Below are 16,347 nucleotides of genomic sequence, written 5' to 3'. Positions count from 1 at the left end.
GAGGAGAAGTGGGGGAGGAGGTGTCGCCCGGCGGGGCAAGGTAGCGGGTGTAGCCGATCTCAAAGCGCGCAACCGTGGACATGGCAGGTCTCTCGATGCGGTTGTCTCGACAGGATCCGCTGGGACGGCCGCGAGGATCTTCGCAGCTATCCGCAGCAATGATCGCGTTGTGATCCCTGCCGTGCTTTTTGGGCGCGGGGGACTTGAGCTTGAGTGTAGGGCATTTGCGCGGCGCGCGCGGCGCAAAATTGTCTTGCTGCGCACAATGCGCGCGACAGCTGTCCCAAATGCAAGAAAGCGCCTGGCGGCGCTTTCTTGCTGGCGAGAGCGCGGTGGCTCAGCGCTGGTACGGCGGCTGCACGAAGCCCGCAAAGCGCTGCTGCGTCACGGCCTTGAACTCCGCCGACTCGTAGGCCTCTCGGATGTCCTTGACGAAGGGCTTGTTCAGGTCCGCCGTCTTCACCGCGACCAGGTTCATGTAATAGTCGGGAATCTTCTCCAGCGCCAGCGCCGAGGTCAGCTTCAGGCCGGAGGCCAGCGCATAGTTGCCGTTGACGAAGGCATAGTCCACGTCGTCGAGCGAGCGCGGCAGCTGGGCGGCTTCCAGCTGGATCAGCTTGAGCTTGTGCGGGTTGGCGTCGATGTCGCGCTCGCTGGCGCGGATCGGGTCGGTGCCCGGCTTGAGCGTGACCCAGCCGATCTGCTGCAGGATGGCGATGGCGCGCGCCAGGTTGGTGGGATCGTTCGGCAGCGACACGGTATTGCCGGGCTTCACCTCGGCCAGGCCCTTGTGCTTGCGGCTGTAGATGCCGATCGGCGCGGTCGGCACCTGGATCACGTCGGTCAGCGCCAGCTTGCGGTCGGCCGAGAACTTCTTCAGGTAGGCCACGTGCTGGAACGCATTGGCGTCGATGGCGCCGTCGGCCAGCGCCAGGTTGGGCTGCACGTAGTCGCTGAACTCAATGATGGTGACCTTGTAGCCGCGCTTTTCCAGCACCGGCTTCACGCCATAGCGGATCTGGTCGGCGTAGGGGCCGGCGGTGGCGCCGAAGCGGATTTCCTTCTTGTTCGGATCGGCCGCGCCCGCACCCTGCATCACGCCCAGTGCCAGCACCGCTGCCGCCAGCCGTGCGACGAAGCCGAATTTCCCGTATTGCATCTGATGCTCCCCGTTATGTTGTTGGAGGCCGGCAGCGTCCCGCCGCGGCGTCGCCTCATTGTATGGAAAGGCAGGCAATAGGCGAACGAGTTATTACGCATGGTCATATGCCGCTGGTGAATAAGGGCGCCGGCGCCTGGCTGCACTACGCTGAAGGACAGCGTCACCCGTATGGAGGCCGCCATGCCCGAACAACTTACCCGGCATCCCGAAGTCACGATCCAGGTCTTGCGCAGCGCCGGGGCCAGCTGCGGCGAGGGCGCCCCGCAGGCCATCCTCAAGGCCTGCCCGCGCGAGCGCTTCTGCAAGCTGCCGGGCGGGGAGATCTGCGTGTATGGCCTGGACGGGGCGCAGGCGATGACGCAGTTCACGGCTGCCGACTGGCAGTCGCTCGCGCCCCTTGCGCGGGGCCGTGCAGAGGTTGCGGCCGCGGCGGGCTGGGAGGGGACCACTGCCGCGGTGTTCATTGCCGGGCTTGCCGCTGGTGCGCTGGCGGCCGCAGCCCTGGCGCGCTGGCGGCGCAGCCGTGGCCGTGGTTGACGTGCCCGTGCTGGCACGGTGTTTGCGGCTTTCTCAGGTCATGACACCGATGCAGTCCGCCTCCAATCGTTTCCGCCGGCCAGGGCACGGCGCAGAGCGGCGCCTGTCGTGCGGGGCCGGCGCCATCCCGTGCGCGCGCGAAAGCGCACTGCCGGAAACTTTTATCCTGTTTGAAGCCGAGGCAGGCCAGAAATTGCATGCCGGGCTGGCGCGCGCAGGCTTGCATTCCTGCACATTCCTGACGCCGGTTTTGCGGTGCGCGGCGACGAGGGGAGGCGCGCAATGATGGGCGCGACGACCTTCTCGGCCATCCGCCAGCACGCGCACTGGCCCGCGTGGCGCCGTGCCATCGGCATCCTGTTCATTGCCGCGGTGCTGGCGCTGATCGCGCGCAAGCTGGGCACCATCGACTGGGACGCGGTGCTGGCCGCGCTGCGCGGCTTCAACGCCCGCACGCTGGCGCCGGCGGCGGCCTTCGTTGCGCTGAGCGGCTTGTTGTACAGCCAGTTCGACCGCCTCGGCTGCCACTATGCCGGACACCCGTTGCCGGCGCGGCGGGTGATGGCGATCTCTTATGTCAGCTACACGCTCAGCCTCAACCTCGGGGCCACGCTGGGCGGCGCGGGCGTGCGCTATCGCCTGTACACGCGCGCCGGGCTGACCCTGCCGCAGATCTGGAGCCTGTTCGTGGTGGTGGTGAGCAGCAACTGGCTCGGCTATGCCTTGCTGGCGGGGGGCATCCTGGTGGCGCAGCTGGTGGTGCTGCCGCCCGAGTGGGGCGTTCCCGCCGCGCTGACACGGGTGCTGGGCGCGCTGATGCTGGCGGTGCCGGCTGCCTACCTGGCTGCCTGTGCCACCTGGCACGGCCGGCACCGGACCGTGCGCGACCACGATATCTACGTTCCGTCGGTCGGCTTCGCGGCGCTGCAAATCCTCTTGTCGGCGGCGCACTGGATGGCGATGGCGGCGATCCTGTTTTCGCTGCTGCATACGCATGCGGGGTACTTCACGGTGCTTGGGGTATTGCTCGCGTCGGGGCTGGCGGGCGTGGTGGTGCGGATCCCCGGGGGCCTCGGCGTGATCGAGACCGTGTTCCTGACGATGCTGGGCGGCCAGGTGCCGCACGGGCTGCTGCTGGCGGCGCTGATTGCGTATCGCGCGATGTATTACCTGATTCCGCTGATGATCGGGGCGATCGGCTACTTTGTGCTGGAGGCGCACGGCAAGCGTGGTGGGGGGTAGGTTGTGCTGGCGGTATGCGACCGCCTGCCCTCACCCCCTGCCCCCCGGCCCCTCTCCCGCGAGCGGGAGAGGGGCAGGGGGTCGCTCTGACGTCGGTAGCCTGCGGTCAGGCCGCCGCCAGCGCGCGATCCAGGTCCTCGATCAGGTCATCGATATGCTCGATGCCGACCGACAGCCGCACCATGTCCTCACTGACGCCCGCTGCCTTCAGTTCCTCCGCATTGAGTTGCCGATGCGTGGTCGACGCCGGATGCGTGGCCAGCGACTTGGCATCGCCGATGTTGACCAGCCGCGTGAACAGCTGCAGCGCGTCCAGGAAGCGCGCGCCGCCTTCACGGCCGCCTTGCTTCAGGCCGAACGACAGAATGCCGGGACCGCGCCCACCCAGGTACTTCTGCACCAGCGCGTGGTCGGCATGGTCGGGCAGGCCGGCAAAGTTGACCCAGTCCACCTTGGCATGCTGCTGCAGGTGGCGGGCAATCGCCAGCGCGTTCTCGGTGATGCGGTCCAGCCGCAGCGCCAGGGTTTCGATGCCTTGCAGGATCAGGAAGGCATTGAACGGCGACAGCGCCGCGCCGGTATTGCGCAGCGGCACCACGCGCGCGCGGCCGATATAGGCGGCCGGGCCCAGCGCCTCGGTGTAGACCACGCCGTGATAGGAGACGTCGGGCTCGTTCAGGCGCTTGAAGCGTTCCTTGTGCTGGGCCCAGGGGAACTTGCCGCTGTCGATGATGGCGCCGCCGACGCTGTTGCCGTGGCCGCCCAGGTACTTGGTCAGCGAATGCACCACGATATCCGCGCCATGCTCGAACGGACGGCACAGGTAGGGCGACGGCACCGTGTTGTCGACGATCAGCGGCACGCCGTGGTTGTGCGCCACGCGCGCGATGGCTTCGATATCGACCACGTTGCCGAGCGGGTTGCCCACCGACTCCACGAAGATCGCCTTGGTGCGCGCGTCGATCAGGTCGCCGAAGCTGGCCGGGTTGCGGCCATCGGCAAAGCGGGTCTCGATGCCGGACTGCGGCAGCGTGTGCGCCAGCAGGTTGTAGGTGCCGCCATAGAGCTGGCTCGACGAGACGATGTTGTCGCCGGCCTCGGCAATGGTCTGGATCGCATACGTGATTGCCGCCATGCCGGACGCCAGCGCGAGCGCGCCCACGCCGCCCTCGAGCGCGGCCAGGCGCTGCTCGAGCACGTCGTTGGTCGGGTTCATGATGCGGCTGTAGATATTGCCGGCCACCTTCAGGTCGAACAGGTCGGCGCCGTGCTGGGCGCTGTCGAAGGCGTAGGCCACCGTCTGGTAGATGGGCACGGCCACCGCGCGCGTGGTGGGATCGGGCGAATAGCCGCCATGGACGGCCAGGGTTTCGAGTCTCATCTTCTTCTCTCTTCGTCTCGCTGTTGGGTGCCGGACCGGCGCGACGGGGCAGTGCCTGCCATGGCGCCGGGCATGCCGAGCGGTGCGCCGCGCGGGCGCACCAGGCCGTGCGATGGTACCAGCCGGCCCGCGCACGCCCCTGCGGCGTGGCCGCTATGGTTGCCGACGGCGCTCGCGCGAGGCAAGGAAGCTTATTGCATTTGGATATGCGCGGCGCCGCAGCGCAGCGGTCATGCCCCGACCGCGAGCGGCGGTTCGACCTGCCGCCAGCGCAGGTTCTCGGGCCGGCGCAGCCCCAGGTGCTCGCGCAGCGTGGTGCCCGTATAGCGCTCGCGAAAGAGCCCGCGCCGGCGCAGTTCCGGCAGCACGAGTTCGATGAAGTCATCGAGCCCGCCCGGCAGCCAGGGCGGCATCACGTTGAAGCCGTCGGCGGCCTCACCCTCGAACCACGCCTGCAGCTGGTCGGCGATGGACTGCGGCGTGCCGTGGATCGACCAATGGCCGCGCGCGGTGGCCACGCGCAGGCACAGCTGGCGGATGGTGAGCCCGTCGCGACGGGCCAGGCCGGTAACCAGCTGGAAGCGGCTCTTGGCGCCGTTCGGTTCGGCCAGGTTGTCGGGCAGCGGGCCGTCCAGCGGATAGCCGCTCAGGTCGATTCCGCCCAGGTGCTGCGACAGCAGGGCCAGCCCCACCGATGGATGGATCAGGCTTTGCAGCGCTTCGAACTTCTCCTGCGCCTCGGCCTCGCTGCGGCCCACCACCGGGAACACGCCAGGCAGGATCTTGAGTTGATCAAACGTGCGGCCATAGCGCGCGAGCCGCGCTTTCAGGCCACGATAGAAGGCCTGCGCATCGGCCAGCGACTGCTGCGCGGTGAAGATGACCTCGGCGGTGCGGGCCGCCAGTTCCTGCCCGGCCTCCGACGAGCCAGCCTGCACGATCACCGGATGGCCCTGCGGCGGGCGCGCGACGTTGAGCGGTCCGCGCACCTGGAAGTGCGCGCCGCGATGGTCGAGCGTGTGCAGCTTGTCCGCATCGAAATGCCGGCCGCTGTCCTTGTCATACAGGAAGGCATCGTCCTCCCAGGTGTCCCACAGCCCGGTGACCACGTCGACAAACTCTTCGGCGCGGGCGTAGCGATCCGCGTGCGCGGGATGACGTTCGAGGCTGAAGTTGCGCGCTTCGGCATCCGACCACGACGTCACCACGTTCCAGCCCGCGCGGCCGCCGCTGAGGTGGTCGAGCGAGGCGAACTTTCGCGCCACATGAAAGGGCTCGTTGTAGGTGGTGGAGACGGTCGCCACCAGGCCGATGCGCTGCGTCACTGCCGCCAGTGCCGACAGCAGTGTCAGCGGCTCGAAGGTGGCGGCGCGCGCGGTGCGCGGCAGGGTGGCATCATCCATGCCGCGGATGGCAACGCCGTCCGCCAGGAACAGCGCATCGAACCCCGCGGCCTCGGCGCGCTGCGCCAGCGCGATGTAGTGCGCCAGGTTGCGCCCGGCATCGGCCTGCGCGCCCGGATGGCGCCACCCGGCGACATGGTGCCCGGTGGCCTGGAGAAAGGCGCCCAGATGCAGCTGGCGCGCTGGCTTTTGCTGTGACATGGATCGTGCTCCCCGGAAGCAACTGGCCAAATCAGGCCGCTTGCCGTTGCGCGGCACCGGCGGACTGGTTGGCCGGCGCCGCGCCTTCGTTGCGCACGCCCGCCTTCACCGCCTTGCTGCGGCGGCCATCCACGCCGACCGGGATGTCGCCGGCCACGGTGGCCCGGCGTACCACGCGGTGCGCGTCGCCATAGTCGTTGATGGCGTAGTGCTGGGTCGCGCGGTTGTCCCAGATGGCGACGTCGCCCGCGCGCCAGCGCCAGCGCACGGTGTTCTCCAGCCGGTGCACATGGCCCTGCAGCACGGCAATCAGGTGCGCCGAATCGGCCGACGAGTAGTCCAGCAGCTTCTTGACGAAGTGGCCCAGCACCAGCGTGCGTTCACCGGTTTCCGGATGCACGCGCACCACCGGGTGCTCGGTCTCGTAGAGCGCCGAGGTAAATAGCTCGCGGTAGCGCTTCAACCCTTCGTCGCTCGGATTGACGCGCGTGGCCGCGTAGTCGTAGTCGTTGGTGTGCAGTGCCCACAGCTTGTCGGCCAGTTCGCGCAGCGGCTCGGGCAGGTCCTGGTACGCGGCAGCGGTGTTGGCCCACACCGTGTCGCCGCCGGCGGCGGGAACGGTCACGGCGCGCAGCACCGAGACCGCGGGGTAGGCCAGGTCGAAGGTCACGTCGGTATGCCAGGAATTGGCGCGGCCGCCGTGCTGCGAGTCGAGCTCAAGCAGTTGCGTGCCGTCGCGCGAGGGCACGGTCGGGTGCGGCACGGTGTCGCCGAACAGGCGCGCAAAGCCCTGCTGCGCGGCATCGTCCAGATGGACCTGGTCGCGGAAGAACAGCACCTTGTGCCTGAGCAAGGCTGCGCGGATGGCGGCGAAGGTGGCGGGCGGCAGGTCGCCGTGCAGCGCGACGCCGCGGATCTCGGCGCCGATGCGGCCGGCGACCGGGTGGATGTCGAGCTGGACGGTCTGGTCTTGCGTGGCGTTGGCTTGGGTCATCGCGAAGCTCCGGGGATGTAAGAGGGTTGGGTCAGGCGAGTTCAGGTTCGGGGGTCCGCTGCACGACAGGCTCCGGCCCGGCGAATTCGCGCAGCACGGCATCGCGCACGCGCGCGAAGGGAAGTCCGGCGCGTTCGCGCGGATGCGGCAGGTCCACCGGCAGGATGCGGCGGATGCGGCCGGGCCGGGGTTCCATCACCACCACGCGGTCGCCCAGGAAGACGGCTTCCTCGACGTCGTGGGTGACCAGGATCATGGTGATGCCCTCGGCCTGCCAGATGCGCTGCAGTTCCTGCTGCAGGTAGGCCCGCGTCATCGCGTCGAGCGCGCCGAAGGGCTCGTCGAGCAGCAGGATCTCGGGGCGCGTCACCAGTGCCCGCGCAATCGCCACGCGCTGCGACATGCCGCCAGAGAGCTGGTGCGGATAGGCCTGCTCGAAGCCGCGCAGGCCAACCAGCGCGATATGCTCGGCAACGTTGCGGTCTTTTTCCGCGTCGCTGCCCGGCGTGTTGAGCAGCGCCAGCCGGATGTTCTGTTCCACCGACAGCCATGGGAACAGGCGATGCTCCTGGAACACGATGCCGCGCTGCAGGCTGGTGCCCGATACGCGCTTGCCGTCCAGCAGGATCTTGCCGCGGTAGTCCTCTTCCAGGCCCACCACCAGCCGCAGCAGGGTGGACTTGCCGCAGCCGCTGGCGCCGACGATGCTGACGAACTCTCCCGGGGCGATGGTCAGGGTGATGTCCTCGAGCACGGGCAGCGCCCGGCCCTCGACTTCGTACTGCTTGTGCAGGTGCGCGATGCTTAGCGTGCCGGCATGTGGCATTTGCGGTCTCCGTTCAATATGGTGCAGCGTGGCTCAGCCCGCTGCCACCGAGCGCCCGCGCCAGGCGAGCAGGCGCGATTCGATGCGGCTGGCAATCCAGTTCAGCGTGAAGCCGACCAGGCCGACCACGATCACGCCGAAGATCACCAGGTCCATCCAGAAGTTCTCGCGGCCGTCGGTCATGGTGTTGCCGATGCCCTTGCCGGATACCAGCAGGTACTCGGCGCCGAGCGTGGCCAGCCACGCATAGATCAGCCCCAGGTGGATGCCGGCGAAGATCGACGGCGCCGCCGACGGCAGCACCACGCGCCACAGCACCTGGGTGCGGTTGAATCGCAGGACGCGCGCAACCTCGAGCAGGTCCGCCGGCACGGCGCGGATGCCTTCGAAGGTGTTCAGCACCACCGGGAAGAATGCGGCCAGCGACAGGAACACCACCTTGGCGGCATCGCCCAGCCCGAACCAGACCGAGATCAGCGGGATCCATGCAAACAGCGAGATCTGCTTGACCGTGTGAAAGCTCGGACCGACCATGCGTTCGAACAGGCGCGACAGGCCCAGCGCCGTGCCGAACACCAGCCCGGCGCTGGCGCCGATGGCAAAGCCGGCCAGGTCGCGCCACAGGCTGGCGGCCAATGCCGTGGCCAGCGCGCCGCTCTGCAGCTGGCGCACCGCGGTGTCCCAGACGCTGGATACCGGCACCAGCAGCGGCGAAGTGGTCCAGCCAAAGCGCACGGCGGCCCACCACAGCGCGAGCAGCGCGAGCGGCAGCACCCAGCCGCGCAAGGCGCGGGGCAGGCGAATACGGGGGCGGATAGCGGACGTGGTCATCGCGGCCTCGCCTCAGAAGCCCGGCTTGCGCCAGCGCAGCACCGCGCCTTCGGCCAGCGCCAGCGTCTTGTCCAGCGCAAAGCCCACCACGCCCACCACCACCACGGCGGCCAGCACCATGTCGAGCTGGAACAGCTGGCGCCCGTAGACGATCATGTAGCCCAGCCCCTCGGACGAGGCCAGCAGCTCCACCACCACCAGCGCCAGCCACGCGTGCGTGAGGCCGTAGCGCACGCCGTTCCACACCGGCGCGGCCGCGGCGGGCAGCACCACGCGCGACAGCGTCTGCCAGCGCGTGAGCTGCAGCACCCGCGCCACTTCCAGGTAGCGGGTCGGCACGCTGCCGATGCCCTTGTACGTGTTCAGCGCCACCGGCACGAAGGCGGCCTTGGCGATCAGGATCACCTTGAGCGCTTCATCGATGCCGACCAGCAGCATCAGCAGCGGCAGCCAGCCCAGCACCGGCACCTGGCTGAACGCCTTGAAGGTCGGGTAGACGTAGTCGCGCAACGTCGGCGACAGGCCCATGGCCGCGCCCAGCGCCAGGCCGCCGGCCAGCCCCACGGCGAAGCCGCCGGCCACGCGCAGCGCGCTGATGGCCAGGTTGGCCTGCAGTTCCCCGCTTTGCCAGAGGTCGGCCAGCGTGCGTGCGACGTCTTCGGGTGCGGGCAGCACCTGCGGCGGAATCCAGGCATTGCGGGCGGCCACGTACCAGACCAGCAGCAGCGCCAGCGGCACCGGCCAGGCCAGCAGCCAGCGTGTGGCATCCTGCCAGCGCAGTGGCTTGCGTGAGGAAGGCGCGCGCGGTGCTGCTGCGGCGGGCAGTGAAAGCGATTCGGCGACGGACATGGTGTCAGGCTCCCAGGATCTTGCCGTTGGGCTGGTAGACGGGCCAGTAGCTCTGCAGGCTCAGGTCGTTGAGTGCGGCCTTCAGGAAGCGCTGGTCGATCCACTGGTCCACGTCAAAGCGCGTACGGCTCAGCTTGAAGCGATAGGCCTGCTCGACCGCATCCTTGTAGCGGCTGACCAGGAAGGGATCGAAATTCGGGTTCAGCCGCACCCGCAGCGGCTCGCCGTCGAAGTCCTCCTTCCAGTGGTCATAAGGCGTACCCGCGCGCGCCCAGGTGCGCAGCACCTCCTCGCGATGGCTCTCGTCCGAGGCCCACCGCGCCGCCTCGACCGCGGCCCTCACCAGGTGCTGCGTGGCTTCCGGATAGCGCCCGGCGAAATCGTCGCTCACCAGCACGTGGCTTTGCCGTGTGTAGATCGGCGACTGGTTCTTGCTGGAGTACAGGATGCGCACCGCGCCCTTGTCGCGCAGGCGCAGGATGTCCATGGCGCCGATGGCGGCGTCGATGTCGCGCGTGGACAGCGCCGCCAGGTAGCCGGCCGTGTCCAGGTTGAGCAGGCGCAGGTCCTTGTCCGACAGCCCGTTCGCGTTCAGCAGGCGCAGCGCCGGCAGATGCATGTTGGTGCCCTTGAACAGCGACACGCGCTTGCCGCGCAGGTCGCTGACCGTCTTCAGCGGCGAATCGGGCGGCACCCCCACGTAGATGTTGGCGCGCACTCCAGTGGCCAGCACCAGCCGCGTCTTCAGGCCCGCGGAGCGCGCCACGATGGACGGCAGGTCGCCCTGCAGCGCGAAGTCGAGCTGGCGGTTGGCCAGCGCCTCGTTGACGGCGGGGCCGGCGCCCTTGAAGAAGAACCACTCCACGCGCGTGCCGGTCGGCTTGAACGATTCCTCGAGCCAGCCGCGCGCATGGGCAATCGCCAGCGAACTGCCGGCAAAGCCGGGCGGGGTGCCGGTGGCGGGCTGGGCCACGCCGACGCGGATCACGTCGGGCCGCGCGGCCGGGCTGGCGCTGAACGCGGACAGCGGCGACAGCGACGCGGCCATGCCCAGCCCGGACCAGGCCGCGCAGCGCAGCAGCTCGCGGCGGGTCAGCGTGGGTGCAGCGGTGGCATCGGGGCGCGGGGTCATCATCATGCAGACCTTCTTGAAGTGGAGGACGGCTCCACGATAAGCGGCGCTGCGCGCGGACCTGAACGAATGATTCCGGCTTTGGTTATCGGCCCCGCGCATATGGCGCGCAGCGCGGCGTTGGCATATCGGCATGCATTCTTCTTCGTTGGCCGAGTGCCGGTGCTGTCCTACAGTCTGCGCATTTTGATCGCTACCAGACTGACCACGCCCTCACGATGAGCAATGACCTGACTTCCGGCCGCCGGCGCTTCCTGCAGCGCGGGGCGGTGCTGGGCGCCGCCGCGGCCGGCGCCGCCACTGCGGCGCGCGCTGAGCCCCTGACGGTTGCGCCGTGGACGCGCACGCCGGGCGAGCCCGTGCTGTGGCATGCCTACGGCCAGCCGTCCCCGTTCGAGAAAGACGTGGTGCGGCGCAGCCGCAGCGCGGCGCCGCTTCCCGGCGCCAACTCGTCGATGACGCCGCTGCAGGACCTGCGCGGCATCATCACGCCGACCGGGCTGGTGTTCGAGCGCCATCACGCCGGCATCCCGCTGATCGACCCGGCGCAGCACCGGCTGGCGGTGCACGGGCTGGTGGCGCGCCCGCGCATCTTCACCATGGACGACCTGGTGCGCCTGCCGTCGGTATCGCGCATCCATTTCCTGGAGTGCTCGGGCAACACCGGACGCGAGTGGAAGGCGCCCGGCGCCAAGTCCGTGCAGATCAGCCACGGCCTGCTGTCTTGCTGTGAGTGGACCGGCGTGCCGTTGTCCGTGGTGCTCGATGAAGTCGGCGTGGCGCCGGATGCGGCCTGGGTGCTGGCCGAAGGCGCCGATGGCGCAGCCATGACGCGCAGCGTGCCGCTGGCCAAGGCGCTGGAAGATGCAATGCTGGTCTATGCGCAGAACGGCGAGATGCTGCGGCCCGAGCATGGCTATCCGCTGCGGCTGTTCCTGCCGGGCTATGAGGGCAACATGTCCATCAAGTGGCTGCGGCGCCTGAAGCTGGGGCGCGCGCCGTTCATGTCGCGCGAAGAGACGTCGAAGTACACGGACTCCTTGCCCGACGGCAGCGCGCGGCAGTTCACCTTCCTGATGGACGTGAAGTCCGTGATCACCTTCCCCGCGCCGGATCACAGACTGCGTGAGCGCGGGTTCTATGAGATCTCGGGCCTGGCGTGGTCGGGCCACGGGCGCATCCGCCGCGTCGAGGTGTCGGTCGACGGTGGCCGCAGCTGGCGCGAGGCGCAGTTGCAGGAGCCGGTGCTGGACCGCGCGCTGGTGCGCTTCCGCCTGCCGTGGCGCTGGGATGGCGGGCCAGCTTCGCTGGAGAGCCGCGCTATCGACGAAGCCGGCAACGTCCAGCCCACGCCGGACCAGCTGGTGGCCGCGCGCGGCGTGGCTTCCACCTATCACTACAACGCGATCCAGCGCTGGCGTGTGGCCGCGGACGGGAGTATTGCCAATGCGCGCGCTTGAACGAATCAGTGGTGCCGCCGCCGCGCTGGCGCTGGCTTGCGCGGCCCAAACGGTCCTTGCGCAGACCTACGGCATAGGCCACCCCGCCAGCGAGCGCGACCTTGCCGCGTGGAATATCGACGTGACCCCGGACGGCACGGGCCTGCCGCCGGGCAGCGGCACGGTCGCGCGGGGCCAGCAGGTCTATGCGCAGCACTGTGCCGCATGTCACGGCGTCAATGGCGAAGGCAAGCCGGCCGATGCGCTGGTGGGCGGGCAGGGCACGCTGAAGGACGCCGCCAGGGGCAAGGACCCGGTCAAGACCATCGGCAGCTTCTGGCCTTATGCGACCACGGTATTCGACTTCATCAACCGTGCCATGCCCTACAACGCGCCGCAGAGCCTGGCACCGGACGAGGTCTATGCCGTCACCGCGTGGCTGCTGCACAAGAACGGCATCCTGCCCGCGGATGCGGTGCTGGACGCGCGCACGCTGCCGCAGGTGAAGATGCCGAACCGCGATGGCTTTGTCGCCGACGCGCGCCCGGATACGGCCAACGTGCCGTGCCGCAGCGCTTGCCCCGGCAAGCCCTGATGGCTGGCAAATGTCGAGACATGGATATGCGATAAGCGGATAAGGGCCAGCAATATGATTCGTTGACGGTGCAATGGCCGGCTCTCTACAGTGCAAGCTTGTACGCGGCATCCCGGATGCCGCATCGGTTTCCCCCGTGCCAGAGCTTGCCATGACGACCGCAACCGCCCACGCCAGTGTTTCGCGCCAGCAGAGCGCGCCGCTTTCCACCGCATTGTCAGCAGACGCGGGCAACTTCGAGATCCGTCCGCTGGACGCGCCGCTGGGCGCGGAAGTGGTCGGGCTCGACTTGTCGCAGCCGCTGTCCGACGCGGATGTTGTCCGCATCCATCGCGCCCACCTCGACTACCACGTGGTGGTGTTCCGCGACCAGCAGATCACGCCCGCGCAGCAGATCGATTTCAGCCGCCGCTTCGGGCCGTTGCAGATCCACGTGCTGCACCAGTTCCAGCTGCCGGGCCATGCGGAAGTGCTGGTGGTGTCCAACGTGGTCGAGAACGGCAAGCCGATCGGGCTCGGCGATGCCGGCCACTTCTGGCATTCGGACCTGTCGTACAAGGAAAAGCCCAGCCTCGGTTCGCTGCTGCATGCGCGCGAGCTGCCCGCCGAAGGCGGCGACACGCTGTTCGCCAACATGCATCTGGCCTGGGACACGCTGCCGTCGGCGCTGCAACGCGCCGTCGATGGCCTGCACGCCGAGCACACCTACCTGGCGCGCTATGCCGAGCTGCAGCAGCGCAGCCCGTGGCGGCCCGACCTGACGCCGGAGCAGATCGCGCAGGTCAGGCCGGTGCTGCAGCCGGTGGTGCGCACCCATCCGGAGACAGGGCGCAAGGCGCTCTTTGTCAGCGAACACTTCACCACCCGCATCGTCGGCCTGCCCGAGCAGGAAAGCCGCGACCTGCTGGACCAGTTGTTCGCGCACAGCGTCAAGCCCGCCCACATCTACCGCCACCAGTGGCAGCCACATGACCTGGTGTTCTGGGACAACCGCTCGCTGCTGCATCTTGCCGCGGGCTGTCCGCCGGAACAGCGGCGCGTGATGTACCGCACCACCATCGAAGGCGACGTGCCGCGCTGAAGGCGGCAACGGTGTCGCAAGTCATCCCAGGGCGCTCGCAGCGGCGAGCGCCAATCCACTGTATTCCCCGGAGTTCTGTCATGTTTTCTCGTTTTTCCCGCAAGCTCGGCCTGCTGGCGCTGAGCGCCGGCCTGGCCATCACCGGCAACGCGCACGCCGAAGGCAAGCTGCGCATCGCCGAGCAGTTTGGCGTGGTCTACCTGCTGCTCAACGTGGCGCGCGACCAGCAGCTGATTGAAAAGCACGGCAAGCAGCAGGGTGTCGACATCAAGGTCGAATGGACGCAACTGTCGGGCGGCGCCGCGGTCAATGACGCGCTGCTGTCCGGTGCCATCGATATCGCCGGCGCCGGCGTGGGCCCGCTGCTGACGCTGTGGGACCGCACCCACGGCAAGCAGAACGTGCGCGGCGTGGCATCGCTGGGCAACTTCCCGTACTACCTGGTCAGCAACAACCCCAAGGTGAAGTCGATTGCCGACTTCACCGAGAAGGACCGCATCGCGCTGCCGGCGGTGGGCGTTTCGGTGCAGTCGCGCGTGCTGCAACTGGCTGCGGCCAGGCAATGGGGCGACAAGGAATACAACCGCCTCGACAAGTGGACCGTGGCGGTGCCGCACCCGGATGCCGCCGCGGCGATCATTTCCGGCGGCACCGAGATCACCGGCCACTTCGGCAATCCGCCGTTCCAGGAGCAGGAACTGGCGGGCAACCCCAACGCGCGTATCGTGCTGAATTCGTATGACGTGCTGGGCGGTCCGAGTTCTTCCACGGTGCTGTACGCGACCGAGAAGTTCCGCAGCGACAACCCCAAGACCTATCGCGCCTTCGTCGATGCGCTGGCCGAGGCCGCGGCCTTTGCCACCGCCAATCCGGAAGCGGCCGCCGACATCTACCTGCGGCAGAGCAAGGCCAGGACCGACCGCGCGCTGCTGCTGCGCGTGCTGAAGAATCCGCAGGTGCAGTTCCGCGTGGCGCCGCAGAACACCTTTGCGCTGGCCGCTTTCATGCACCGCGTTGGCGCGATCCGCAACCAGCCCAAGTCCTGGCAGGACTACTTCTTCCAGGACCCGGTCACCGCGCAGGGGAGCTGAGCATGGCCACCCATAACCTGCGCGTGGTGTCGGAGCGCGCCACGCCGTTGCTGCAGGTCGATGGCGTGTCGCTGGAATACCGGACGCCCGAGCGCATCGTGCGCGCCACCCATCGTGTCAGCTTCGACGTGCATGCCGGCGACCGCTTCGTGCTGCTGGGCCCGTCCGGCTGCGGCAAGTCCACGCTGCTGAAGGCGGTTGCCGGGTTCGTTCCGCCCAGCGAGGGCGAGATCCGGCTTGAAGGCCGGCGTGTGCTGCAGCCCGGCCCGGACCGCATCGTGGTGTTCCAGGAGTTCGACCAGCTGCCGCCGTGGCAGACGGTGGCGCAGAACGTGATGTTCCCGCTGCGGCAGGCGCGCAAGCTGTCGCGGGCGGAGGCGCGCGAGCTGGCGCTGGACAGCCTGCACAAGGTCGGGCTGGCCGGTTTTGCCGATGCCTATCCGCATACGCTGTCGGGCGGCATGAAGCAGCGCGTGGCGATCGCGCGCGCGCTGGCGATGCGCCCCAAGGTGCTGCTGATGGACGAGCCCTTTGCCGCGCTGGACGCGCTCACGCGCCGGCGCATGCAGGAAGAGCTGCTGGCGCTGTGGGACGACGCGGGCTTCACGCTGCTGTTTGTCACGCATTCGATCGAAGAGGCGCTGGTGGTGGGCAGCCGCATCCTGCTGCTGTCGCCGCACCCGGGCCGCGTGCGCGCGGAACTCAACAGCCACCAGTTCAGCCTGGCCAGCCAGGGCGGCGCCGAATTCCAGGCCGCCGCGCAACGCATCCATACCTTGCTGTTCGACGAGCCCGCCGCCGAGGCCGCGCCGCGTGCGCGCAGCGCGGCGGGCCGCTGAACCGGGACATCGCATCATGACGCAACCGACACTGACACTGGCCGACACGCTTCGGCCCGAATACGAACGCGAGCCTGAACCCTTCACCGAAGCCCCGCTTGCGCGCGCGCTGCCGTGGCACCAGCGCCTGTGGCAACACGGCTGGCTGCGCAAGGCGGTGATCCTGCTGGCGCTGGGGCTGATCTGGGAGCTGGTGGCGCGCGTACAGGACAACGACCTGCTGCTGCCGTCATGCCTGGCCACGATGCGCGCCTTCGGCGACGCGGTGGCCAGCGGCGAGCTGCCGGGCAAGGCGGCGATTTCGCTGTCGGTGCTGCTGCGCGGCTATGCGGCCGGCATCGTGCTGGCATTCGTGCTGACCTCGCTGGCGGTGTCCACGCGCTTCGGGCGCGATGTGCTGGACACGCTCACCGCCATGTTCAACCCGCTGCCGGCGATCGCGCTGTTGCCGCTGGCGCTGCTGTGGTTCGGGCTGGGCACCAAAAGCCTGGTCTTAGTGCTGGTCCATTCGGTGCTGTGGCCGCTGGCGCTGAACATGTACGCGGGCTTCCGGGCGGTGCCGCCGACGCTGCGCATGGCGGGCCGCAACTACGGCCTGCGCGGGCTGCGCTATGTCGCGCTGGTGCTGGTGCCGGCGGCGCTGCCGGCGATCCTGTCGGGCCTGAAGATCGGCTGGGCCTTTGCGTGGCGCACGCTGATCGCGGCCGAGCTGGTGTTCGGCGCGTCGTCGGGGCAGGGCGGGCT

At 68.7% G+C, this 16,347-nt stretch carries 16 protein-coding genes; 8 read left to right on the top strand and 8 right to left on the bottom strand.

Going from position 1 to position 16,347, the window contains the following annotated elements; translation table 11 throughout:
* Window positions 1-337: 337 nt before the first annotated feature.
* Entirely contained in the window at window positions 338-1,159 is an 822-nt protein-coding gene (locus AC3WRI_RS31700; RefSeq protein WP_492294857.1) for a MetQ/NlpA family ABC transporter substrate-binding protein, read from the bottom strand.
* A 183-nt stretch (window positions 1,160-1,342) separates the two neighbouring features.
* On the opposite strand from AC3WRI_RS31700, the gene AC3WRI_RS31695 reads away from it, so the two are divergent.
* Together AC3WRI_RS31695 and AC3WRI_RS31690 are read left to right on the top strand one after the other, a co-directional pair.
* Window positions 1,343-1,699 carry a hypothetical protein gene (locus tag AC3WRI_RS31695; RefSeq protein ID WP_037024789.1) on the top strand — a complete coding sequence of 119 codons (357 nt, stop codon included), beginning with the start codon at window positions 1,343-1,345 and terminating at the stop codon, window positions 1,697-1,699.
* Between the two features lie 282 nt (window positions 1,700-1,981).
* Window positions 1,982-2,941: a lysylphosphatidylglycerol synthase domain-containing protein gene (locus tag AC3WRI_RS31690; RefSeq protein WP_010810906.1), complete on the top strand. Its 960-nt coding sequence runs from the start codon at window positions 1,982-1,984 to the stop codon at window positions 2,939-2,941.
* Window positions 2,942-3,047: 106 nt separating this feature from the next.
* Here the strand turns inward: AC3WRI_RS31690 and AC3WRI_RS31685 are convergent, their stop codons facing one another.
* The 7 genes from AC3WRI_RS31685 to AC3WRI_RS31655 all read right to left on the bottom strand — a co-directional run bounded on the left by AC3WRI_RS31685 (window position 3,048) and on the right by AC3WRI_RS31655 (window position 10,561).
* Complete coding sequence (locus AC3WRI_RS31685; protein WP_010810907.1) at window positions 3,048-4,322, bottom strand: O-acetylhomoserine aminocarboxypropyltransferase/cysteine synthase family protein; 1,275 nt, start codon at window positions 4,320-4,322, stop codon at window positions 3,048-3,050.
* 230 nt (window positions 4,323-4,552) lie between these two features.
* Window positions 4,553-5,926 (bottom strand): LLM class flavin-dependent oxidoreductase, encoded by a 1,374-nt coding sequence (locus AC3WRI_RS31680; protein WP_492294855.1) that lies wholly within the window; start codon window positions 5,924-5,926, stop codon window positions 4,553-4,555.
* Between the two features lie 31 nt (window positions 5,927-5,957).
* Window positions 5,958-6,920: a TauD/TfdA dioxygenase family protein gene (locus AC3WRI_RS31675; RefSeq protein WP_011617728.1), complete on the bottom strand. Its 963-nt coding sequence runs from the start codon at window positions 6,918-6,920 to the stop codon at window positions 5,958-5,960.
* Window positions 6,921-6,951: 31 nt separating this feature from the next.
* Window positions 6,952-7,746: an ABC transporter ATP-binding protein gene (locus AC3WRI_RS31670; protein ID WP_492294853.1), complete on the bottom strand. Its 795-nt coding sequence runs from the start codon at window positions 7,744-7,746 to the stop codon at window positions 6,952-6,954.
* A gap of 33 nt (window positions 7,747-7,779) precedes the next feature.
* On the bottom strand, window positions 7,780-8,577 hold the full coding sequence (locus tag AC3WRI_RS31665; protein ID WP_492294851.1) for an ABC transporter permease: 798 nt from the start codon (window positions 8,575-8,577) through the stop codon (window positions 7,780-7,782).
* Between the two features lie 12 nt (window positions 8,578-8,589).
* On the bottom strand, window positions 8,590-9,426 hold the full coding sequence (locus AC3WRI_RS31660) for an ABC transporter permease (RefSeq protein WP_010810912.1): 837 nt from the start codon (window positions 9,424-9,426) through the stop codon (window positions 8,590-8,592).
* Between the two features lie 4 nt (window positions 9,427-9,430).
* On the bottom strand, window positions 9,431-10,561 hold the full coding sequence (locus tag AC3WRI_RS31655) for an ABC transporter substrate-binding protein (RefSeq protein ID WP_492294859.1): 1,131 nt from the start codon (window positions 10,559-10,561) through the stop codon (window positions 9,431-9,433).
* Window positions 10,562-10,776: 215 nt separating this feature from the next.
* Here AC3WRI_RS31655 and soxC point away from each other — a divergent pair, with 215 nt between their 5' ends.
* The 6 genes from soxC to AC3WRI_RS31625 form a co-directional block, all read left to right on the top strand.
* The gene (gene soxC, locus AC3WRI_RS31650) at window positions 10,777-12,018 is read left to right on the top strand and encodes a sulfite dehydrogenase (RefSeq protein ID WP_011617724.1); all 1,242 of its coding nucleotides are present in this window, start codon (window positions 10,777-10,779) and stop codon (window positions 12,016-12,018) included.
* Window positions 12,005-12,592, top strand: a complete 588-nt coding sequence (locus tag AC3WRI_RS31645; RefSeq protein WP_439672128.1) for a c-type cytochrome — start codon at window positions 12,005-12,007, stop codon at window positions 12,590-12,592. Before soxC ends, AC3WRI_RS31645 begins: the two co-directional genes overlap by 14 nt.
* Window positions 12,593-12,743: 151 nt before the next feature.
* Entirely contained in the window at window positions 12,744-13,673 is a 930-nt protein-coding gene (locus AC3WRI_RS31640) for a TauD/TfdA dioxygenase family protein (RefSeq protein WP_492294850.1), read from the top strand.
* An 80-nt stretch (window positions 13,674-13,753) separates the two neighbouring features.
* Window positions 13,754-14,764, top strand: coding sequence for an ABC transporter substrate-binding protein (locus AC3WRI_RS31635; RefSeq protein ID WP_439672126.1), 1,011 nt, complete (start codon window positions 13,754-13,756; stop codon window positions 14,762-14,764).
* Window positions 14,765-14,766: 2 nt separating this feature from the next.
* The gene (locus AC3WRI_RS31630; protein ID WP_492294849.1) at window positions 14,767-15,603 is read left to right on the top strand and encodes an ABC transporter ATP-binding protein; all 837 of its coding nucleotides are present in this window, start codon (window positions 14,767-14,769) and stop codon (window positions 15,601-15,603) included.
* A 16-nt stretch (window positions 15,604-15,619) separates the two neighbouring features.
* A partial coding sequence (locus AC3WRI_RS31625; RefSeq protein WP_492294847.1) for an ABC transporter permease occupies window positions 15,620-16,347 on the top strand: 728 nt, incomplete at its 3' end.

Source organism: Cupriavidus sp. FW305-27, from assembly GCF_058787995.1.
This window is presented reverse-complemented; position numbering and strand designations above follow the sequence as displayed.